The sequence below is a fragment of the uncultured Selenomonas sp. genome, assembly GCA_905372355.1.
Lineage (GTDB): Bacteria > Bacillota > Negativicutes > Selenomonadales > Selenomonadaceae > Selenomonas.
Genome location: CAJPOT010000008.1, coordinates 54,670 through 77,343, shown reverse-complemented (window position 1 = coordinate 77,343; position 22,674 = coordinate 54,670). Strand labels below are relative to the sequence as shown.

Below are 22,674 nucleotides of genomic sequence, written 5' to 3'. Positions count from 1 at the left end.
GTGGGGAAATGACAGCTTCGTCCGCCTTGGGGAAGGCGCGAGCCTTCCGAGGCGGGTGCGGGCGATATAGAAGATGGTGCGCTGCGGGGCAGGGGCTGGAAGCCCCGCAGAAGAGAAGGGGGTTCATATCATGCGGGTACTTTATGTTGCTGCTGAAGCGGTGCCGTTCGCCAAGACCGGGGGTCTGGCGGACGTTGCGGGATCTCTCCCGAAGGAACTCGTCAAGCAGGGCGTTGACATCCGCGTCGTCATGCCGAAGTTCGGCAAGATCTCAGCGGAATACATCGACAAGATGGAACATCTTTACGACGGCACGCTGAATGTCGCATGGCGTGACAAGTTCGTCGGCGTTGACCGACTCGTCATGGATGGCGTGACCTACTACTTCATTGACAATGAAGAATACTTTTACCGCGAGGGCTTCTACGGCTACGACGACGATGCGGAGCGCTTCTCCTTCTTCGCGCGCGCCGTCCTGAATCTCCTGGAAGCGATGGATTTCTGGCCCGACATCATCCATGCGAACGACTGGCACGCGGGACTCGTTCCCGTGCTCTTGAAGCTTGAGCACATGGGGGATGCGCGCTACGAGAAAATCCGCACGATCTACACGATCCACAACCTCAAGTATCAGGGCGTCTTTCCGAAGAACGTCATGCAGGATGTCTTAGGACTTGACTGGAAGTATTTCACGAACGGCGATCTGGAATTCTACGATGCCGTCAACTTCATGAAGGGCGGCCTAACCTACGCCGACTATATCTCGACGGTGTCGCGCACCTACGCCGAGGAGATCCAGTACGAATACTTCGGCGAGATGCTTGACGGACTTCTTAGGAAGAGGAGCGCGGACATCTACGGCATCGTTAACGGACTCGACTACGACGTCTACAACCCGGCGACGGACAAGGCGATCTACGAGACGTTCGACATCACGTCCATCGACCGCAAGATCGACAACAAGGTCGCGCTGCAGAAGCAGCTCGGGCTGCCCGTAAATCGCCAGATCCCGATGGTCGCGCTCGTCTCGCGCCTCGTGCCGCCCAAGGGGCTCGATCTCATCGTGCGCGTCATGGATGAGATCCTGCAGCACGAGAACATTCAGTTCGTCGTCCTCGGCACGGGCGACAAGGTCTATGAGGATTGGTTCAAGGGGCTCGCGTGGCGTTTCCCGAGCAAGGTTTCGGCGAACATCCGCTTCTCGAACGAGCTTGCGCAGCGCATCTATGCGGGCGCGACCGTCTTCCTCATGCCGTCGAACTACGAGCCGTGCGGCATCGGCCAGCTCATCGCCATGCGCTACGGCACGATTCCCGTCGTGCGCGAGACGGGCGGACTCAAGGACACGGTCACGCAGTTCAGCAACAAGACGGGCGAGGGCACGGGCTACCTCTTTAGCAACTACAACGCGCACGAAATGATGTACGCCGTCAAGCGCGCCATCCGCGAATGCAGTACGCTCGAAATCTGGCAGAAGATTGTCAAGAACGCCATGCAGGCGGACTTCAGCTGGAAGAAATCGGCAGGAGAGTACAAGGCGCTCTATGAGAAATTATTGGCGAAGTGAGATTTGGCAAAGCCCAACGCTTGCGTTGGGCTTTCTTGCCTTTCTCGCCTATTAATTTTCTGCGAAGAAAAGACGAAACAAAGTAGAGAAGGGGAAGAGGGAAGTGCGTTTCTATCGGTGCCTTCCTAGCGGATTTCCCTGCTTTTTCGAAGAATTTAGGAGGCGATATTATGGCGCAACGAGAAGCGGAGCACAACTCGCAAGATGTGTTTTACCGCTCGCCCGTGGGACCCGCCGAGGCATCATCCTCCGTCCAACTCGGCATTCGCATCCGAACGCAGGACGAAGTATCGAAGGTCATTCTGCGCCTTTGGCGAGAAGGTGCGGGGGAAAGGCTCATCGAGCTGGAGGCGAAGTCGGCGGAAGGCGTCCAGGACCGCTTTTATGTCGCGCGCATCGATTTGCCCGATACCGGCTGCCTGCTATGGTATTACTTCATCGTTGTCACGAGTTCCGGCACATGGTATTATGGCAACAACAACGAGCATCTGGGCGGCATGGGCGGCATTTACGACAACGCGCCGCCGTCTTTCCAGATCACCGTGTTCAACAAGGGTGCGAAGACCCCAGACTGGGCGAAGCACGCCGTCATGTACCAGATCTTCCCCGATCGCTTCTGCCGCGAGGGCGATGCGATCATCGAGAAGAAGGGCGCCGTCGTGCACGCGCACTGGGGCGACCAGCCTTGCTACTACAAGGATGTCGATACCAGGGAAATCGTGCAGTACGATTTCTTCGGCGGCAATATCAAGGGGCTGAAGTCAAAGCTTCCCTACCTGAGGGAGCTTGGCATTTCTGTCATCTATCTCAATCCCGTTTTCGAGTCGCCGAGCAATCATCACTACGATACGGGCGACTACCACAAGATCGATCCGATCTTCGGCACGAACGAGGAGTTTCAAGAACTCGTGAAGGCGGCGAAGGCCGAGGGCATCCGCATCGTCCTCGATGGCGTATTCAGCCATACGGGAAGCGACAGCATCTACTTCAACCGCGAGGGCAGCTACGATAGCCTAGGCGCGTTTCAGTCGCAGGAGTCGCCTTACTACAGCTGGTACAACTTCCATAAGTATCCTTACGAATACGACAGCTGGTGGGGCTTTTCCACGCTGCCGAACGTGACGGAGACGACACCGTCCTACATGGACTTCGTGATCCGCGACGAGAACAGCGTGTTGCACCATTGGACGAAGACGGGCATCGGTGGCTGGCGTCTCGACGTCGTCGATGAACTGCCCGCGAAGTTCACGCAAACGTTCTATCGTGAACTCAAGGCGACGAACCCCGATGCGATCCTCATCGGCGAGGTCTGGGAGGACGCGTCGAACAAGATCAGCTACGGCGTGCCGCGCGAGTACCTTTGCGGCCAGGAGATCGACTCGGCGATGAACTATCCGTTCCGCAAGACGGTTTTGGACTTCCTGCTCAACTACGTTGACGGACGCCAGGCGATGCGCCTTTTGGAGAGCCTCCGAGAAAACTACCCGAAGGAAAACTTTTATGTAATGATGAACCTCATCGGCAGCCACGATGTCGAGCGAGCGATCACGCTCTTGGGTGAGGCGCCGTTCTACGACGGCATGCCGGCGATCCATCAGTCGCGCTTCAAACTCGATGCCGAGCACTACAAGCTCGGCACGGATCGGCTGCGCCTCGCAGCGCTCCTGCAGATGACGTATCCGGGAATGCCGTGCATCTACTACGGCGACGAGATTGGCATGCAGGGCTTCCGCGATCCGTACAACCGCAGCCCGTACGCATGGGAGAATCCTGACATCTCCGTGCGCGACTGGTACAAGAAGCTCATCCGCCTGCGAAACGAGCATACGGCGCTTCAAACGGGCGACCTCCTGCCGCTCGCGGGCGAGGGCAACATCCTCGCCTATGCGCGCACGATCCGAAGCGGCACGGACGAGTTCGGCGCACCTGCGAAGAACGAAGCCTTCGTCGTCGTCATCAACCGCAGTCGTACGCAGGAGGAGAAGGTCATGCTCAATGTCGGCGATTTCCTGCAGGGAACGCTGCAGGAAGCCCTCGAAGGGGAGGAACGCGTGCAGGTTCAGCGCGGCGTCCTGACCGTGAAGCTCCCGCCCCTTTCGGCGCGCATCTACGAGGCCGTGCAGGAGGAAAGGCGCTTCCCGCGCGAAGCGGGCGTCCTGCTTCATCCGACGTCCCTGCCGTCGAAGTACGGCATCGGCGATCTTGGCGGCGACGCTTATCGCTTCGTCGATTTCCTCGCCGCTGCCGGTCAGAAGGTCTGGCAGGTTCTGCCGCTGTGCCCCGTCAGCGATTTCGGCTATTCGCCTTATCAATCGCCGTCGGCGTTCGCGGGCAATCCCATGCTCATTTCGCTCGACATGCTCATCGATGACGGACTGCTTGCGGCGCGTGACGTGAAGGCGGCGCCCGACAGCGCGACCGCTTTTATCGATTATGAGCGGGCGTGGGCGTTCAAGAAGAAGCATTTGGAACGTGCGTGGAAGAACTTCCAGAAACAGGGAGAAAGCGACGCTTTCCGGGATTTCTGCGAAAAGGAGGCGGCATGGCTTGATGACTACGCGCTCTTCGAGGCCTTGAAGACTGAGAACAAGAAAGCGCCGTGGTTCGAGTGGAAGCCCGAGCTGAAAGAGCGACAGAACGCCGCTCTTCGTGCGGCGCGAGAGCGCCTGGCGGACGAGATCGGCTGCCAGAAGTTCTGGCAGTATCTGTTTGACAAAGAGTGGAAGCACCTGCACGAGTACGCGCACAAAAAGGGCGTCAAAATCATGGGCGACATGCCCATCTTCGTCTCGCACGACAGCGTCGACGTCTGGGCGAACCAAAACTTGTTCTCGCTCAACGAGGACGGCACGGCGAAGACGGTCGCGGGCGTACCGCCCGACTACTTCAGCGCGACGGGACAGCTGTGGGGCAACCCACAGTACGACTGGACGGCGATGAAGGAAGACGGCTACGGCTGGTGGAAGGCTCGCTTTCGGAAGCTTTGCTCGCTCGTCGATATCGTGCGCCTCGATCACTTCCGCGGCTTCGAGGCGTATTGGGAGATCGACGGCAAGGCGAAGACAGCGGTCAATGGCTGCTGGCGCAAGGGTCCCGGCAAGGCATTCTTCGAAGAGATGGAGAAGTCGGTCGAGAACCTTTCCATCGTCGCCGAGGATCTTGGCATCATCACCAACGAAGTCGAGAAACTGCGCGACGACTGCGGCTATCCGGGCATGAAGGTTTTGCATTTCTGCCTGAACTTCAACGAGATGCGCCGCGTCGGAATCGCCGTGCCCGAAAACTCCATCGTCTACACGGGCACGCACGATAACAATACGACGGTCGGCTGGTTCACGCAGGATCTCGACGCCCCCGAGCGGGCGGCGGTAGCGGAGCTTCTGAACGCACGTATCGACCGGCCGAAGGACATCTGCGATAAGCTCGTCGAGTTTGCCTATGCGTCGAACGCGCGTCTCGTCATCATCCCCATGCAGGATGTACGCGCCCTCGACAGCCGCAGCCGCATGAACGTGCCCGGCACCGTCGGCATCAACTGGCGCTGGCGGCTCAAGGACTTCGCGCATGCCGAAGAGGACGCGAAGCGTCTCCGGGGCTTATGCGAGCTGTACGAAAGGTAGCGTATGCAATGGGACGGCGGAAAAGATCCGCCGTCCCTGCAGATATATGATTACAGCAAAGGAGATCTGATACAATGGCTGAAAAGGATTATCTCTATGTGGTGAAGAAGCCCTGCCCGATCTGCAGCATGGAAACGCGTGCGACGAAAGTGCGCTCGCGCCTTATTACCGAGACGGTCGACAACGACCTCTGCACGCATTACAAGGACATCAATCCTTACTACTACCGCATCTGGGTCTGTGAGCACTGCGGCTACGCCGAGGACGAGCGCCACTTCCTGAACGGCGTCGCACCGAAGGCGAAGAAGGAGATTCAGGACTTCCTCGCCGGGCATCATGGGACGAGCGAGTTCAAGGAGCAGCGCACGCGCGACGACGCCATCAAGGCGCTGAAGCTCGCGATCTTCTACACGAAGTTCACGACGGAGACATTCGCCCACAAGGCGGGGCTGAACCTCACGCTCGCATGGATTTACCGTGAGGCAGGCGACAAGGAGAACGAGGAGAAGTTCCTCGCGGAAGCCGGCAAGCTCTACATCGAGTCGCGCTCGCGCGAGGTTTTCCCACAAGGACAGATGACGGAAGCCGACTGCATCTACCTGATCGGTGCGATCCATTTCCGCCTCGGCGACTACGATACGGCTGGCCGGTATCTGTCGATGCTCATGCACAATAAGGAGCTTGAGACGAAGGAGCGCGTGACCGTCGACCGCGCGAAGGATCTGTGGTCAGATATGCGCGACAAGATGAAGGAAGAGCGTGTCGAGACGTCAGACGATGCGGCTCCCGCAGAGTGAAAAGAAGGGAAGTGCAAATTGCAGAAAACGTATAAGATCTTAGCGCTTTTGCTCGCGCTCGCCTTCCTCGTTCTGCCTGCCGCTGAAGCGGGCAAGAAGGACAAGGCAGAGGAGATGTCGCGCCAGAAGCGCATCATGTTCATTCCGCACGACAACCGTCCGATCTCAGACAAGCAGACGGCGGACGTTGTGCGCGAACTTGGCTACGAGGTCATCGTGCCGCCCGACGACATGCTCGGCAGCCGCACCGACCTCGGACATCCCGAGGAGCTTTGGACTTGGGCGGAGGAAAATGCGTCCGGGGTCAGTGCCGCCGTCATCTCGTCGGACTCGATGCTCTACGGCAGTCTCGTAGGCTCAAGAAAGCACGACTGCACGCGCGGTGAAATCGTGGCACGTCTCAAGAACTTCCAGGACTTCCGCGCAGCGCATCCCGCGCTGCCGCTCTACGTCTTCGGCTCGATCATGCGCACGCCGCGTTCGGGCGAGGCGTCGGGCTCGGAAGAGCCAGGCTACTACAAGAACTACGGCGCGGACATCTTTCGCTATACGCTCCTGACGGACAAGCAGGAAGTCGAAGGACTGACCTCCAGGGAAAAGAAGGAATACGCTTTCTTGAAAGAGCTGATTCCCGAAAAGTCCATGGAAGACTGGATGAGCCGCCGCACGAAGAACTTTGCGGCGAATGAAAAGCTCATCGACTATACGAAGAGCGGCGTCTTTGACTACTTCGTGCTCGGGCGCGACGACAATGCGCCGTATTCGCAGACGCACATGGAAGGCCGGAAGCTCCTCGCCTACAGCGCAGGACTCGGCTCCTCGAAGTTTCAGACGATGTCGGGCATTGACGAGGTGGGACTTCTCCTGCTTTCGCGTGCCGTCAACAATATCGAGCACAAGATGCCCTTCATTCACGTTCGCTACAACAAGGGCACGGGCGGGCGCACCGTGCCCGCCTACTCCGACGAGCATATCCAGGACTCGGTGCGTGCCGCCGCCACGGCTGCGGGCGCCGTCCTCATTCAGCGCCCTGAGAAGTCGGAGTACGTCCTGCTCGTCAATACGAATCCCAACGGCAAGACGTATGAAGCGAACGACCGCACGAACGACGGCAAGGTGCGCGACGGCACGCAGTACTTCCTCGACCTGCTCAAGGACTACATCGCCAAAGGTTATCCCGTCGGCATCGCCGACGTCGCCTATGCGAACGGCGCGGACAACGCACTCATGGAAGGCCTGAAGCGCGAGGATCTGCTGTTCAAGCTGCGCGCTTACGCCGGTTGGAATACCCCGACGAACAGCACGGGCTTTGCCGTCGCTGAGGGGCTTCTTGCCGAGCGCATGACGGACGACGCGCGGGACAGCCTGCTGCTCACGCGCTACCTCGACGATTGGGCGTATCAGGCAAACGTCCGCAACAAGATCGCGCGTCAGCTCGGCTGGCTGCGCGGCAGCGGCGTCTACATGAGTCTCGACGACAAGATCCTCGGCGTTCAGTACCGCGCCGACCGCATGATGCGCGAGTTCGCCGACAACAATCTGCCGCCCCTGCCCGCACTGCGCGAGATAAAGGTCAACTTCCCATGGAATCGCATGTTTGAAGCTGACATCGTGACGGCACAGTGATGTAAGAAAAGCGTATAAAAGAGCCGCCCGAAGCTGGATTCCAGCTTCGGGCGGCTCTTTTACGCAAGTCAACATTCATCGAAGTTCGATTTGAAGTTCTTTTCCAAGCGAATGTGCTGTACGAATCAGGAAATCCAACGATGGATTATATGTGCCGCTTTCCAAGCGGCAGATGTTCGAACGCTGCGTGCCCATGCGCTGAGCCAACTCGCTCTGCGTCATATTCTGCTCGGTGCGGGCGGCTATGATCTGGGCGATCAGTTTATAGCGCGGCTGCAGTCGCTCATATTCTGAAGCAAAATTCTCATTCTCCAGCAATTTTTCGCGAATATGCGACAGGCTCACTCCTGGCTTCATTTTCTAGACCTCCTCTCATAGTCTGCTTTGTATTGCAAGGCGCGTGCCAATTCCCTTAGCGGAGTTCGCATCGTTTTCTTTTTGAATCCGTGGAGAAGGACAATGATAAAAGTCGATATTCCAAGACATGCTTCAGCCTCCTCGGTTCAATGTTATCATATACGATAACGAAAAACAAGACAGAGAAGCAAGAACCCGCAGTTGAAAATCAGCTGCGGGTTCTTGCTTCTCTATACATATCTCAGTTTTCCTTGCGGAACTTCTGCATGAAGTCGACGAGGGCGGCTACGCCTTCGTAGGGCATCGCGTTGTAGATCGATGCCCTCATGCCGCCGACGGAGCGGTGTCCTTTGACGCCGCCGAGTCCATATTCTGCGGCTTCGGCGACGAATTTCTTTTCAAGCTCCTCGCTAGGCAGGCGGAAGGTGACGTTCATGAAGGAGCGGCTGTCTTTGTCCGCATGCCCCTTGTAGAAGCCGTCGGAGCTGTCGATCGCATCGTAGAGCAGCGCCGCCTTCTTCTCGTTGCGCTTCGCCATTTCGGCGAGGCCGCCCTGCGCCCTGATCCATGCGGCGACCTTGCCGACCATGTAGATGCCGAAAGCGGGCGGCGTGTTGTAGAGGGAGTTCTTCTTGTAGTGCGTCGAGTAGCGCAGCATCGTCGGCAGCGTCTCGGGGCTCTTTTCGAGCATCGACTTCTTTGCGACGACGAGGCAGGTGCCGGCAGGGCCGAGGTTTTTCTGTACGCCCGCGTAGATGAAGCTGAATTTCTTGAAGTCGAGGGGACGCGAGAGCATGTCGGACGACATGTCGGCGATCAGTGGTACATCGCCCGTCTCGGGGATATAGTGATACTCCGTGCCGTAGATCGTGTTGTTGTAACACAGATGAAGATACGCTGCATTCGGATCGAGTTTGATCTCCGCCTGCGTCGGTACATGGCGAAAGCCGCCGTCCTTCGAGGAAGCTGCAATCTCGCCGACGCCGAGGAGCGCGGCCTCGTCGTAAGCCTTCGTAGCGAAGCTGCCCGACAGCACATAGCTGCCCTTCTTCTCCTTCGTCGCATAGTTCATCGCAATCATGGCGAAAGCGAGGCTCGCGCCGCCCTGCACGAAGAGCACGTCGTAGTCGTCGCCGAGTCCCATGAGCGAGAGGATGTCTGCCTTCGCCCGGTTGTGCACCTCGTCATACGCCTTGGCGCGGTGTGAGATCTCGAGGATCGACATGCCCGAGTTGTCGAAATTGAGAAACTCCGCCTGCGCTTCCTTGAGCACCTCAAGCGGCAGAGTGGCAGGGCCGGGATTGAAATTGTAAATGCGATTCGCTTCCACAGAAAGACCTCCTGACAGAGTGAAAAAGTGACTCCTATACAAATATACACTCAATTCTACCCCCTTTTTCGTGTTTTCGTCAAGTGAATCTTTGTTTTCTCGGTAAGTATGCTTGCCATACGATTGTCCACTGGATAAGTTGCTGGAAAAATGATATGATATTACTATGAAAGTCCAAGAAGTCAAGCCGAAGGCGCAGACTGATTGGATAACTTTCATTAAGGGCGGCGCACAATGTCCACAGAGTGGACGTTTGTGCGTGTAGTTTACTATGAAAGTCCAAGAAGTCAAGCCGAAGGCGCAAACTGATTGGATAACTTTCATTAAGGGCGGCGCACAATGTCCACGGAGTGGACGTTTGTGCGCGTAAATTGCTTATGGAGTGAACATCTAGTCGTAGAGGAGCGATGGATATGAAAATTCTCGTAGCAGACGGCGTATCTCAGAAGGCGATTGACATCCTTTCCCCGAAGTTCGAGGTTGTCGAGAAGCCGAAGCTTTCGCATGAGGAGCTTCTGGACATCATCGGCGATTTCGAGGCCGTTATCGTGCGCTCGGCATCGAAAGTGACGAAGGATGTCATCGACAAGGCGGCGAAGCTCAAGATCATCGGCCGCGCGGGCGTCGGCGTCGACAACATTGATGTGGCAGCGGCGACGGCGCGCGGCATCATCGTTATCAACTCGCCGGGCGGCAACACGATCGCGGCGACGGAGCATACGATGGCGATGATGCTCGCGATGAGCCGCAACATTCCCATCGCCAACGAGACGATGCAGAAGGGCGAGTGGAATCGCAAGAAGTATGTCGGCGTCGAGCTGCGCGGCAAGACGCTCGGCGTCATCGGCATGGGGCGCATCGGCTCGGGCGTCGCCAAGCGCGCGCTTTCCTTCGATATGAACGTCATCGGCTACGATCCGTACATCAACGAGGAGCGTGCCAAGGCGATGGGCGTCGTCGTCGGCACGCTCGACGAAGTGATCGAGAAGTCGGACTTCATCACGGTGCACATGCCGCTCAATCCCGATACGAAGGACATGCTCGACAAGAAGGCGATCGCACGCATGAAGAAGGGTGTGCGCCTCGTCAACTGCGCGCGCGGCGGCATCATCAACGAGCAGGATCTCGCCGACGCCGTGAAGGCTGGGCATGTCGCGGGCGCGGCGATCGACGTCTTCACGAGCGAGCCTTTGGAAGAGGGCAACCCGCTCGTCGGCGTGCCGGGCATCATCCTCACGCCGCATCTTGGCGCATCGACGGTCGAGGCGCAGATCGGCGTCGCCCTCGACGTGGCGGAAGGAATCCGTGCGGCGCTTTCAGGCGAGCCTGTCTTGACAGCGGTCAACATGGCGCCCGTGTCGGCAGACGTCATGCACGTCATCCGCCCCTATCTCGACCTCGCCGAGCGCCTTGGCTGTACGGTATGCTCGCTGGCTGACGGCGCGATCACGGAGCTTGCCGTCGAGTACAGTGGCGACATCACGGAGGTCAACACGCAGATGCTCACGACGGGCGTCATCAAGGGCATGCTGAACCCCGTCCTAGAGTTCAACGTCAATTACGTCAACGCACCGAGCCTTGCCAAGGAGCGCAGCATCAAGGTGCGCGAGGTAAAGCACAAGGAGTCGCAAGACTTCCAGAACCTCATCGCCGTCTGCGTCAAGACGGCGAAGGGAGAAACGGTTGTCAAGGGCACGCTCTTCGGCACGGAAGGCCGCATCGTTTCGATCAACGGCTATCGCGTCGACGTCGATCCGCACGATCGCATCCTCATCTGCCCGCACATCAACCGTCCCGGCGTCATCGGCACGGTCGGCACGATGATGGGCGAGCGCGGTGTCAACATTTCGAGCATGCAGGTTGGCCGCACGGACAAGGAAGGCACGAACGTCATGGTGCTGACCGTCGATCACGACATCCCCGAAGATCTGCTGCAGCAGATCACCGCCGTCGACGGCATCTTCGGCGCACGCCTCGTGAACTTCCATGCGATCTGAGGGGCAGAGTTGCTTCGATACCCTGCGTCCTGCCTGTGTGGCAGAGTTTCGGTGCGATGGCAGCATTTGCAACTCGAAGTGCTGTCATGGCTGGAGGGTTATTGTAGATGAAGAGCATCATTCGCTCTATCAGAAAATCCCGAACACCAAAATTCGGCGGCGTGTTCTCTCTGCTGTCGAACGAAGCGAAGATGGCAATTATGTCATGAAACTGCGCGATGAAGAGGGAGAAGCCTGCGCACTGCTTGAGGCCGATGGGCTTTGTTTCCTGCAAAAAAATCTGGGGGAGGAATATCTGTCGTCGACCTGTGCGTTTTATCCGCGAGTGACGTATTTGTTTGACAATATGGCGTCAGGCTCTTTGACGCTTACCTGCCCGATCGCGAGGAAACTTCTTTTGCTCGGCAAGAATCCTATGCGCCTGGAGCGCGTGCAGGCGCCGCTTTTACGCGATGCTTGCTGGGCAGTGCAGCCGAAGATGGACGCGGGCGCTTTTCGCATCGTGCAGGAGACGGCGCTTGCTCTCCTGCAGCAGCGTTGCTATACGCTGGATGATCGCTTGGCTCTCTTGGGTTTCTTCATTGACCGTGTGGACGAGTCGCTCGACGCGGGGACAGAGGAGCGCGAGTTGTCGGGCATCGCCGAGTTTTATCTGACGCCCTCTGCCGCAGAGCTTTTGACGTATGTGCCGTTTGACAGTGCGGCGTACATGCGTTGGCTTTTCGGCTGGATGGATGAGGTCAAGAGACGAGACTGGGATGTGCTCTTTTGGGGTCGACGCGCAGATATGGAGGAAGCCTCCTTCAATCAAGTGGCAGAGGTCTACGAACTGCAGGGAGAGAACAGCCTCGCACGATTGGAGGCTCTTTATGCAGAATATCGGGCGCTTTATCGTGAGAAATTCTTGCCTGCACATGGCCATGTTTTGGAGAACTACCTTGTCAATGAAATTTTCCTCATGGCGTTTCCGTGTAGATACGAGGGATCACTTCTCGTCGACTGGCGTCTTCTTGTCGCGCGTTGGAAACTCTTGGAGTTTTTCCTCATCGCCTGGGTGAAGCGCTACGAGGGGGATGTTGGCGAGGAAGAGGTTTTGAGCCTCATTGATTGTGCAGAGCACAGCACGATGCACTTCCCACGCTATACAGAGGCATGGAATGCCTATATTCAAGCGGGTGAGCAGGAACTTCTCCCTTGGATGCGGCAGATGCTCGTCTGTGGCGAGTGCTGACGCAGGCTGCAGGTGTGATGAAAAGCAAGATGGGGAGAATATTCCTCAGAATGGAGGCGGCATAGGCATGTCGCCTCTTTTCTTGTGCCCTTATATCGTTTATAATGGAGGGGAAAGAGAGAGGAGGCCATCATGAATTTGAGAAAAGCAATGCTGATCGGCGCTGTCTTGCTGACTGTCCTGGCTGCTGCGGCGTACAGTCTGCAAGGTTCCTTTGCCGGTTTCGGTTTTGGCGGTCCTAAGGTGCTTGTCGCGTATTTCTCCCGCGCGGGTGAGAATTATGCCGTCGGCCGCACCGAGAAGGGAAATACGGCGGCACTGGCGGAGATCATCGCCGACGAAACAGGCGGCGATCTTTTTGAGATCAAGACGAAGGAGGCGTATCCGGAGAAGCTCAAGGAGGTGCTTGAGGTCGCACGCCGCGAGCAGAAGGAGAACGCGCGTCCAGAACTTGCGGAGAAGGTGAATCTCGCCGACTACGACATCATCTTCCTCGGCTACCCGAACTGGTGCAGCGATATGCCGATGGCGGTCTATACATTCCTCGAAACGAATGATTTCGAGGGCAAGACGATCATTCCGTTTTCGACGTCCCTGACGGATGCTCTGACGGGAAATGAGAAGAACATCCCGCTCCATGCGAAGGGAGCGAAGGTTCTCGACGGTCTCGGCCTTGAAGGGAAGTTTGTCCACGATACGCCGCGGCTCGTGAAGCCGCTGGTCAAGGAATGGCTCGACAACCTCAACTGGAAAGAGGCTGCGAAAAGCGAATAGGGACATGGGAAAGGGAAGAGGCGTCCTCTGCGCGCAGAGGACGCCTCTTCCCTTTTTATATGTAGTATTCCGTCTTGTCGGCGGGCTTCAGGGAGAATTCGCGGAAGATGCGGTCACGGATGTGGAGAAAGTCGGGGCTCGTGCGATCACGTTTGCCGTGGAGGTCGACTTCGATGATGCTCTTGACCTTGCCGGGGTTCGGCGTCATGACGACGACGCGGTCGGCGAGCACGACGGCTTCGTCGATGTCGTGCGTGACGAAGATGATGGTCTTGCCCTGCCTGCGGCAGATGGCGGAGATCTCGTCCTGCAGGCTCATGCGCGTGATGGCGTCGAGGGCGGCGAATGGTTCATCCATGAAGATGATGTCGGGATCGACGGCGAGGGCGCGCGCGATGGCGACGCGCTGCTGCATGCCGCCCGAGAGTTCCGCGGGATGGTGCGAGGCGAAGCGCTCCAAGCCGACGAGGGCGAGGTAGCGGCGCGCGATCTTTGCGCGCTCTTCGGGCGCTGTGCCGAGGCTTTCGAGCCCCAGTTCGACGTTCTTTTCTACCGTGCGCCACGGCAGGAGGCCGTAGTTCTGGAAGATCGTGACGTTCTTGATGCTGGGCGAGGTGACCTCTTCGCCTGCGATGCGCACGCTGCCGCTCGATACGCGGTCGAAGCCCGCGAGCGCCGCGAGGAGCGTGCTCTTGCCGCAGCCCGAGGGGCCGAGGAGGCAGATGAATTCGCCGCGCTCGATGGCTAGGTCGACGTGGGAGAGCGCCGTGAAGCGTGTGCCCTTCTGTTCATAGTGGCGGCAGACGTCTCGTATTTCGATGTAGCTCATGATTTCCCTCCTCGTATGCCCCAGGCGCGGTAAAGCTGCCTCTCGGCGAGGTTCATGGCGCTGTCCAAGAGAAGTCCGAGAAGTCCGATGGTGAGGATTGCTGCCATCAGGAGGTCGGCTCTGAGGTTGTTTCGCGCATCGATGATGAGGAAGCCCAGCCCCGACTGAGCGCCGACCATCTCGCCCGCGACGAGGAAGACCCAGGCCGTGCCGAGGGCGAGGTGAAGCCCCGTGGCAATCTGCGGGAAGATGGCGGGCAGGATGATCTTCGTGAAGACGGCAGGCTCTTTGATGCCGAAGTTTTGCGCGACCTTCAGATAGACGGGGTCGAGCTTCTGCACGGCGGCGACAGTCGCGAGCAGCACGGGGAAGAACGCTGCGAGGAAGATGATGACGATGGCAGGCGCTTCGCCGATGCCGAAGAAGAGCACGATGAAGGGCAGCCAGGCGACGGGTGAGACGGGGCGAAGAACCTGCGCGATGGGGTTGAGGTACGCCCATACCTTGGAGTACCAGCCGAGAATGAGACCTGCAGCGAGCGCGAGGAGGACGGAGGCGAGGTAGCCGACGGCGAAGCGCACGAGGCTCGCCGCGACGTCCTCGAAGAGCACACCGTCCTTGATGAGCTCGACAAATCCCAGGAAGGCGGCGAGAGGTGAGGGGAAAAGCGCCTCGTGCCAGCCGCCGAACGTACAGATCGCCTGCCAAAAGAGGAGCGTGACGGCAGCCGCGCCGATAAGATGCCGGACGTTTTTCATAAATCACAAACCTTTCAGGGGAGAAGGCTTCGGTCGACGAAGTCTTCGTAGGGCGGCGCTTTCTGCAGCAGCCCCGCCGCTTTCATGCGTGCGGTCAATGCATTGTAGGTTTCTTCGCTGATGGCGAGATCGTCGTAGGAGATCCAGTCGAAGGATTTTTCCAGTACGGCGGGCTTCGTCTTGAGAAAATGGCCGGCGATCTCTGTCCGGCTTTCGGGATGTTCGCTCAGATGCTCGCTCGCCTCCATGTATGCCTTGACCGTCGCGCGTGCAAGCTCCTCGTTTTCGCGCACGAAGCTGCCGTTGAAAACGAGGGCGCAGCACGGGCTTTCGTTCCAGAGTTCGTCATCACGCGCGAAGAGCTTTCCCGCGCCGAGAGCGATGGCCTGCGAGCCGAAAGGCTCGGCAACGCAGTAGCCGGCGATTTGTTTCTGCGCGAGTGCGGCGGGCATTTCGGGCGGCGTCATCTCGACGACTTTCAGATCGCGTTCCGTCATGCCGTGGGCGGCGAGAAGCTCGTCGAGGAGCAGCTTGTGCGTCGATTGCTTGTGCGGGATGGCGAAGACTTTGCCCTTGAGGTCTTCGACGCGTTCGATCTCGGGCAGGGTGACGACGATGTTGCCGTCCTTGTGCCCGAGGGTCGCCGCCTTGAGATCGATGCCCTGTTCGCGCGCTTTGACGGCAAGCTCGATGAGCACCGATGCGCCGTCGACGCGCCCCGTGTTGAGCGCGTCCATAAGCTCGGGCCATGAGCCGTACTTGATCAGCTCGATCCGGACGGGACCGTCGGGCGATTCCATTTCCTTTTGGGCAAAGAGCGGCAGGGCATGGGTGGTCGGCAGGTAGGCGAGGCGCACGGTGCGCACGTCTCGCGGCTCGGCTTCGCTTCGGTAGCTGCCGAAGGCGGCGAGTGCGCCGACGACGGCGAGGAGCGAAGCGAGGACGAGGATGCGCTTTCTTGCTGCTTGTTTCATGCGTTTGCCGCCTTCGCTGCCGGTATGGAATCCGTCTCGTCGCTCGCTTCTGGGGCGGAAAGCTGCAGCGGTGCGCACGCTTTCCAGCCGAGCGCCCGACGCGCTTCGTCAATGTCTTCGAGCATTTTCTTCGCGAGCGCCTTGGGATCGGTGATGACCGTCATGACGGCGCCGAGCGTTTCCTGCGTGTCCTTCTTGAGGAAGTTCTCGACGTTCGTTGAGCCTTGTACGGGCGGTTCGACGCAGTGGTAGGAGTTGATGCCGAAGAGGCGGAAGGCGAGCGAGGCGTCAAGTCCCTTCTCGTTCGCCCACTCGGGACTCGCAAACGCGAACGGCATGTCCTTGATGTCCTTGCCTGCCGCTGCTGCCGTGCCGCCGAGGATCGTCGAGGCGCGCGTGTTGTCGACGCACTCGCCCATGTGCCATACGGGCGGCTGGTCGTCGCCGAGAAATTCGCGCAGATTCCTGCCCGTCTTGGCGAGCGCCGAGAGGCTGCAGTAGCCGAGCTTCAAGAGTGGGAACGAGGCGCAGCCGTTGGTGAAGATGAGGACGTCGTTCTTTATTAGCTCCTCAGCGATGTCGATGATGGCGCGCTCGTAGACGACGCGCGGGTTGTTGCAGCCGACCATGTTGACGATGCCGCGGATCTTGCCGCTCTTCAGCGCTTCTGCAATCGCGCCGAATCCCTTGTAGCGCTCGCTGACAGATTCGGCACTGAAGCCGATCTCTGCTGTGACCTCGTAGGCTGGGATGAATACGGGCACATCGCGCCGCGCGGCGAAGCTCTCGATGGCGCGCGTGACGATCTTGCGTGCGATTTTCTCCGTGTCGGCGACATTCGAGTGATGGTGGTCGTAGGCGTAGTGCTCCGCGCCGGGCAGACGAGCCGCATCGCTCGTCGTGACGACGGTCGTCTTGAAGCAGCGCGCCACGTCCATGATGGAGGGGAAGACATCCTGCACGTCGGCGACCCAGAGATCGAGCGCACCCGTGCCGAGCACGAGCTCTGCGCCGACGGCGTTCGAGAGCGGGATGACGCCTTCGTAGCGGTACATGGCGGCGAGGCACGAACAGCAGATGCCGTAGAATTGGATGCCCTCTGCGCCGTGCTTCTTCGCGAGGTCGATGAATTCCTGCGTGCGGCCGATGCGCACGATTTCGCTGACGAGCGTCGGCAGATGGCCGTGCACGGCGATGTTGACCCAGCCTTTCTTGAGCGCTCCGACGTTGACCTTCGAGGTCGCGCGATGACCGACGCCGAAGAGCGCGTCGGTCGCGATGTTGGCGGCGACGACGCCCGTGTAGCAGAAGGCAAGGCCGCAGCGCAGGAATTGCTTCATGACGCTCTGCCAATCGCCGTCCGTGCCGCAGCCCGTGCGGTGGAAGGCGTCGAAGACCTCGTTGTAGGCGCTGATCGGCAGGATGTCGAGCTTCTGCCAGACTTCTTTTCGCTCGGCGGGCGCGAGCGCGGCGATGGAGCGATATTCTTCGGGCAGGGCGCGGGAGAGATCGGCGAGCAGCACATCGGCAAGGCGGCTCGCGAGGCGGCGCGTGCTCTGACCGCGCGTATTGATGCCGAAGGCACGGCAGACCTCGCGGATGCGCTTTGCTCCGAGAAGAGGCAGTTTGAGCTTGCCTTCGGCGGCGAACTTCAGCGACAACAGCACTTCGCGCGCGTGTGCGCCGTGTTGGGCGACGCCGCCCGCAGCGCTCCGAAGGAGGTTGCGCGAGACGATGAGATCGGCATCGGCGCCGCAGACGCCGCGCGGGCTCTTCGCCGTGATCTTGCACGGCCCCATGTTGCAGTTCTTGCAGCAGACGCCAGCGAGGCCGAAAGAACACTGCGGCTTCTGCTGATCGAAGCGGTCGAACGCCGTATCGCAGCCGATCTGTTCCATGTGCAGCAGCATCTCGCGCACGGCGGGATCGGGCGTCTTGTCGAGCACATCCTGCTTTGAGGCGAACGTCTTGCGGTAGGCGGAGACGGCCTGCATATAGTCGTTGACGCCGCCGTGCGTGTGCGGATGCGCCGCATCGTGCGTGTGCGGCTGCCAGGCAGGGTGTGCGTGGTCGTGATCATGTGTGTGTACATGATCATGCGTGTGGACATGTTCGTGGTCGTGGCTATGGTCGTGGCTGTGCGTGTGCTCGTGGCTGTCAATCGTCTTCTTCATGGCGGCGCTCCTTTTTGTAGAATGTATTATTCATACATGTTTAGTATATAATAAAGATAATATAACATACTGGATTACATGTCAATGGGGGCGAAAAAATTCTTTTTGCTGCGCATTCCTTCTAATCTATTGACAATGATTCTTGCGCGGGGTAAGATAAAAGTGGAATTATGAGACCGATTTCATAGAAAGGGGAATGGGAATGGCGGAATTATTGTTGGAAAGCCCCTTGGAGGGCGAGCTCATCGCCCTCAAGGAGGTCAACGATCCTGCGTTCGCCGGCGAGCTCATGGGGCGCGGTGCTGCGGTCAAGAATCCGCAGGGCAAGGTTCGCGCGCCGTTCGACGGCGAGGTCACGGTGCTCTTTCCGACGAAGCACGCGATCGGCCTTCATTCGACGGCGGGCGTCGACCTGCTCATTCACGTCGGACTCGACACGGTGAACCTTGAGGGAAAGCACTTCACGGCGCATGTGGAGCAGGGGGCCGAGATCAAGAAGGGCGATCTCCTCATCGAGTTTGACGAGGCGGCGATCCGCGCGGCCGGTTACGATACGACGACGCCCGTCGTCGTGACGAATGCGGCGGACTACGGCACGATTACGCTCTCTTTGGGCGCACAGAAGGTCTCCTCGCCGGGCGAAGGCGAGGAAGAGGCAAGCGAGGCGGCAGCGCCTGCGGCGGCGGGAACACCTGCAGCGGTTGCAGCGCCGGCAGGGCCGAATCCCGCCTATGCCTCGATGCCTGCCGAGGAGCGCGTGGCGCGAGAGATTCTCGACCACATCGGCGGCATGGCGAACATCCGCTCCGCCGAGCATTGCGCGACGCGCCTGCGGCTGATCTTAAACGACAAGGATAAGATCGAGGACAAGGCGGTCGAGAACATCGACGGCGTCAAGGGGCAGTTCTTCGCGGCGGCGCAGTACCAGATCATTCTCGGCACGGGCTTCGTCAACAAGGTCTACGACGTGCTCGTCGGCATGAATCCCGCGCTCGCGGGTGGCTCTAATAAGGAAGCTGCATACGAGCAGATGACGACGGCGCAGAAGGTCTCGCGCACGTTCGGCGACGTCTTCGTGCCGATCATTCCCGTGCTCGTCGCTACCGGTCTTTTCATGGGTTTGCGCGGCATGCTGCAGAACCTCGGCGTCGAGATGAGCGACAATCTCGTGCGCATGAGCCAGATCCTGACGGATACGGCGTTCGCCTTCCTGCCGGCGCTCGTCTGCTGGTCAACGATGAAGAAGTTCGGCGGCACGCCTGTCATCGGCATCGTTCTCGGACTCATGCTCGTTGCGCCGCAGCTGCCGAACGCCTACGCGATCGCGAGCGGGGAAGCGCAACCCATCTGCATGAATCTCTTGGGGCTTTCGATTCCCGTCGTCGGTTACCAAGGATCGGTCTTGCCGGCGCTCGTCCTCGGCATCCTTGCCGCAAAGGTTGAAGCGGGACTCAAGAAGTTCATCCCCGATGTCGTCGACCTCATCTTCACGCCGTTCCTCACGCTCTTTTCGTGCATGATCGTCGGCCTTCTCATCGTCGGCCCCATCATGCATACGCTGGAACTCGCCGTGTTCGGCGCGGTGCGTGCGTTTCTTGAACTGCCGTTCGGCATCGGCGGCTTCATCGTCGGCGGCCTGCATCAGGTCATCGTCGTCAGCGGCATCCACCATGTATTCAACGCGCTTGAGATTCAGCTCCTCGCCTCGACGGGGCGCGACGCCTTCAACGCGATCATCACGGGCGCGATCATCGCGCAGGGCGGCGCTGCCGTTGCTGTCGCGGCGCGCACGAAGAACAAGAAGAAGCGCACCCTCTACATCTCGTCGGCGATTCCGGCGTTCCTCGGCATCACGGAGCCGGCGATCTTCGGCATCAACCTGCGCTTCATGAAGCCGTTCCTCTACGCGCTCGCGGGCGGCGCCTGCGCGGGAGCGGCGTCGGGCATCATGCACCTCGCAGGCACGGGCATGGGCGTGACGGTTCTGCCGGGCACGCTGCTCTACATGGATCATCTCCTCGAATACTTGATCGTCAATGTCATCGGCTTTGGCATCGCTTTCGGCCTGACGTACACGCTCTTCGATCCGAAGGAGTGAGATCATGGCAAACGAAGCGTTCGACAAGGCGTTTGACAAGGAAGCGATCGACGCGAAGGTGCGCGAGGGATTTCCCTTGCAGCATCGCTGGCACAACGACTTCCATCTCGAAATGCCGTTCGGCCTCGTCAACGATCCCAACGGGCTTTCGTGGTACGCGGGAAAGTACCACATCTTCTTTCAGTGGAATCCCTTGGGCGTTGAGCACAAGCACAAGTGCTGGGGGCATGTGGAAACCGAGGATTTCGTGCATTATCGCCTGCCCGAGCTTGCGCTCTGGCCGAGCGATGTGCATGACAAGGACGGCTGCTACTCGGGCGCGGGCTTCGTCGAGGACGATGCCCTGCGCCTCGTCTACACGTGCAACCGCAAGGAGGACGGCGCGCGCACGCCTGCGCAGAGACTCGCCACGTGGCAGCCGGAAAAGGGGATCGCGCAGAAGGATGAAATCATCATCGAGCACGAGCCGAAAGGCTATACGGCGCATTTTCGCGATCCGAGCCGCTTCGTAAAGGACGGGCGCGAGTTCCTCGTGCTCGGCGCTCAGACGACAGAAGAGAAGGGACGCGCCGTGCTCTACGAAAAAAAGGAGGGCGCGTGGCAGCTTGCGGGCGAGATTGAGACGGAGCTATCGGACTTCGGCTACATGTGGGAGTGCCCGACGCTCCTGCAGCTCGCGGAAGGCGACGTGCTGCTCTTCTCGCCGCAGGGGCTTGGCGCCGAGGACTATCGCTGGCAGAACCTCTACCAGTCGGGCTACGTCGCAGGGAAGCTCGACGTCGATTCACTGAAGCTGCAGCACGGCGCTTTTCATGAGCTTGATCGGGGATTTGACTTCTATGCGCCGCAGGCATTCGTGCACGAGGGGCGTGCGATTCTCTTCGGCTGGATGGGAATGCCCGAGCGCGAGGAAGAGTACCCGACGCGCGAAGAGGGCTGGCTCTTCTCGCTGACGATGCCGCGCGAACTGCGCCTCGCGGACGGCAGGCTCTTCTACGCGCCGCTCGAAGAGATGAAGGCTCTTCGCAACGGTGCGGCGCAGAAGTTCGGCGCATCCCAAGTGGAGGAGCTTGGACAGGAACTCGCGCCAAAGTCGGAAATCGAGCTTGAGGTTGCTTTTGGTGAGGCGCAGGAGGTTCACATCGATTTCGCTTATATGGAAACGGGCGAATACATGCGCTTTTCCTACGCGCGGCGCACCGCCGTCATGACGCTCGACCGCACGGGAATGCGGCTCGGCGGGCGCGGCGTGCGCCGCTTCCGGCTCGCTGTGCGCGATTCGCTGAAACTGCACATCTATCAGGACAAGACCGCCGTCGAAGTCTTCTTCCAAGACGGCGAGGAAGCTGCTTCCTTCTTCGTCTTTCCGACGAAGAAGGAAAAGCCGAAGCTCGTGATCTCGGCGGATAGGAAGCTCGAACGCATAGAGGGAAGTTTGTGGGAATTGGAGGGATTTACATGGAACGCAAGGTGACGATCCAGGATATCGCAGCGATTGCCGAGGTGTCGAAAAGCACGGTTTCGCGCTATTTGAACCATGGCTATGTGAGCGAGGAGAAGGCGGAGCGCATCCAGAAGGCGATCGCGGCGACGGGATTTTCCTCGAACGCCTTCGCGCGTCGGCTGAAGGCGAAGAAGAGCGGCGTGATCGGCATCGTCATGCCGCGCGTCGATTCGCCGACGGGCGGCAAGCTGCTCACGGGAATTGCGAAGGCATTCGACGAGGTCGGCTGCCGGACATTGTTCGAGTCCTCGTTTCTGGAAATGCCGCGTGAAATCAAGAATATCGAGCATCTCGCGCAATTCGGCGTCGACGGCATCCTCGTATCTTCTCTTGGCATCACGGACGAGCATATCGCGCTTGTCAAGGAACTGAAAGAGCAGGAGATTCCCGTGCTCTTCATCGGGCAGCAGCATGAGAAGGTGCACTATATCAAGGCCGACGATTTCGGTGCGGGTCGTCTGCTCGGTGACTACATCCGCCGCATGGGGCATGAGCGCGTCGTCTTCGTGGGCGTCACGGAGAAGGACAAGGCCGTCGGCGTCGCACGCAAGGACGGCTTCGTCGAGGTCTTCTCGCGCGGCAACCGCAACGCGAGCGTGAACTTCGTGGAGACGGACTTTGGCTTTGAAGACTCCTACAAGAAGAGCGAGGAGATCCTAGCCTATCGCCCCAGCGCCGTCATCTGCGCGACGGACGGACTGGCTGTCGGCATCATGCGTGCGCTGCATGAGAACGGCGTCGCCGTGCCCGGAGAAGTCTCCGTCGTGGGCTTCGGCGGGTACGAACTGGGCGCTGTGACGTATCCGCCGCTGACGACCGTCGCTTTCGACTACGAAGCGCTCGGCCGCCGCGCGTCGAAGATGCTGTTGAAGATACTTGCAGGAGAAGTCGTCGAATCTGTCAGCGATTTCCCCGCCCAACTCATCGAGCGCGGCAGCGTCAGCAAGGTGCTTTGGGGCAGCGAGGGATAAGCAAGGCGCATGGATGTTATTTGACGAATGACGCATTGTGTCGTATAATGAGCATAGAAAAGGTGCT

16 protein-coding genes are annotated in these 22,674 nt (G+C 59.3%); 10 read left to right on the top strand and 6 right to left on the bottom strand.

The annotated features are described in order from the left end of the window. Positions 1-130 precede the first annotated feature (130 nt). The 4 genes from glgA to QZ177_RS06850 all read left to right on the top strand — a co-directional run bounded on the left by glgA (position 131) and on the right by QZ177_RS06850 (position 7,610). Positions 131-1,567 (top strand): glycogen synthase GlgA, encoded by a 1,437-nt coding sequence (glgA, locus tag QZ177_RS06865; RefSeq protein WP_265070385.1) that lies wholly within the window; start codon positions 131-133, stop codon positions 1,565-1,567. A 170-nt stretch (positions 1,568-1,737) separates the two neighbouring features. Continuing rightward, a complete protein-coding gene (gene malQ / locus QZ177_RS06860; RefSeq protein ID WP_294176261.1) occupies positions 1,738-5,187 on the top strand; it encodes a 4-alpha-glucanotransferase in 3,450 nt (1,149 codons plus the stop codon). 74 nt (positions 5,188-5,261) lie between these two features. Further along, positions 5,262-5,984: a DUF2225 domain-containing protein gene (locus QZ177_RS06855; protein ID WP_265070383.1), complete on the top strand. Its 723-nt coding sequence runs from the start codon at positions 5,262-5,264 to the stop codon at positions 5,982-5,984. A gap of 18 nt (positions 5,985-6,002) precedes the next feature. Further along, positions 6,003-7,610, top strand: a complete 1,608-nt coding sequence (locus QZ177_RS06850) for a DUF4127 family protein (protein WP_294176259.1) — start codon at positions 6,003-6,005, stop codon at positions 7,608-7,610. Positions 7,611-7,685: 75 nt separating this feature from the next. On the opposite strand, the gene QZ177_RS06845 is transcribed toward QZ177_RS06850, so the two are convergent. Both QZ177_RS06845 and serC read right to left on the bottom strand, forming a co-directional pair. Then, complete coding sequence (locus QZ177_RS06845; protein ID WP_009646139.1) at positions 7,686-7,967, bottom strand: helix-turn-helix transcriptional regulator; 282 nt, start codon at positions 7,965-7,967, stop codon at positions 7,686-7,688. A 241-nt stretch (positions 7,968-8,208) separates the two neighbouring features. Then, complete coding sequence (gene serC, locus QZ177_RS06840) at positions 8,209-9,297, bottom strand: 3-phosphoserine/phosphohydroxythreonine transaminase (RefSeq protein WP_294176254.1); 1,089 nt, start codon at positions 9,295-9,297, stop codon at positions 8,209-8,211. A gap of 413 nt (positions 9,298-9,710) precedes the next feature. Here serC and serA point away from each other — a divergent pair, with 413 nt between their 5' ends. The 3 genes from serA (at position 9,711) to QZ177_RS06825 (ending at position 13,299) form a co-directional block, all read left to right on the top strand. Beyond that, a complete protein-coding gene (gene serA, locus QZ177_RS06835) occupies positions 9,711-11,294 on the top strand; it encodes a phosphoglycerate dehydrogenase (protein WP_294176252.1) in 1,584 nt (527 codons plus the stop codon). Next, on the top strand, positions 11,284-12,525 hold the full coding sequence (gene fliB / locus QZ177_RS06830) for a flagellin lysine-N-methylase (protein WP_294176250.1): 1,242 nt from the start codon (positions 11,284-11,286) through the stop codon (positions 12,523-12,525). The genes serA and fliB overlap by 11 nt, the downstream gene beginning before the upstream one ends. Positions 12,526-12,657: 132 nt before the next feature. After that, the gene (locus QZ177_RS06825) at positions 12,658-13,299 is read left to right on the top strand and encodes a flavodoxin (RefSeq protein ID WP_013741013.1); all 642 of its coding nucleotides are present in this window, start codon (positions 12,658-12,660) and stop codon (positions 13,297-13,299) included. Between the two features lie 55 nt (positions 13,300-13,354). On the opposite strand, the gene QZ177_RS06820 is transcribed toward QZ177_RS06825, so the two are convergent. From QZ177_RS06820 to QZ177_RS06805, 4 genes are read right to left on the bottom strand one after another with little or no spacing between them, the layout of a single operon-like run. Further along, positions 13,355-14,128 (bottom strand): ABC transporter ATP-binding protein, encoded by a 774-nt coding sequence (locus tag QZ177_RS06820; protein WP_294176249.1) that lies wholly within the window; start codon positions 14,126-14,128, stop codon positions 13,355-13,357. After that, positions 14,125-14,886 carry an ABC transporter permease gene (locus QZ177_RS06815; protein ID WP_294176248.1) on the bottom strand — a complete coding sequence of 254 codons (762 nt, stop codon included), beginning with the start codon at positions 14,884-14,886 and terminating at the stop codon, positions 14,125-14,127. Before QZ177_RS06815 ends, QZ177_RS06820 begins: the two co-directional genes overlap by 4 nt. Before the next feature lie 14 nt (positions 14,887-14,900). Further along, positions 14,901-15,860, bottom strand: a complete 960-nt coding sequence (locus QZ177_RS06810; protein WP_294176247.1) for an ABC transporter substrate-binding protein — start codon at positions 15,858-15,860, stop codon at positions 14,901-14,903. Further along, positions 15,857-18,034 carry a carbon monoxide dehydrogenase gene (locus tag QZ177_RS06805; RefSeq protein WP_294176246.1) on the bottom strand — a complete coding sequence of 726 codons (2,178 nt, stop codon included), beginning with the start codon at positions 18,032-18,034 and terminating at the stop codon, positions 15,857-15,859. The genes QZ177_RS06810 and QZ177_RS06805 overlap by 4 nt, the downstream gene beginning before the upstream one ends. Before the next feature lie 202 nt (positions 18,035-18,236). Between QZ177_RS06805 and QZ177_RS06800 the strand changes: the two genes are divergently transcribed. From QZ177_RS06800 to QZ177_RS06790, 3 genes are read left to right on the top strand one after another with little or no spacing between them, the layout of a single operon-like run. Beyond that, the gene (locus QZ177_RS06800; RefSeq protein ID WP_294176245.1) at positions 18,237-20,132 is read left to right on the top strand and encodes a sucrose-specific PTS transporter subunit IIBC; all 1,896 of its coding nucleotides are present in this window, start codon (positions 18,237-18,239) and stop codon (positions 20,130-20,132) included. 4 nt (positions 20,133-20,136) lie between these two features. Next, the gene (locus QZ177_RS06795; protein WP_294176244.1) at positions 20,137-21,606 is read left to right on the top strand and encodes a glycoside hydrolase family 32 protein; all 1,470 of its coding nucleotides are present in this window, start codon (positions 20,137-20,139) and stop codon (positions 21,604-21,606) included. Continuing rightward, positions 21,591-22,607, top strand: coding sequence for a LacI family DNA-binding transcriptional regulator (locus QZ177_RS06790; protein ID WP_294176243.1), 1,017 nt, complete (start codon positions 21,591-21,593; stop codon positions 22,605-22,607). Before QZ177_RS06795 ends, QZ177_RS06790 begins: the two co-directional genes overlap by 16 nt. Positions 22,608-22,674: the final 67 nt, after the last annotated feature.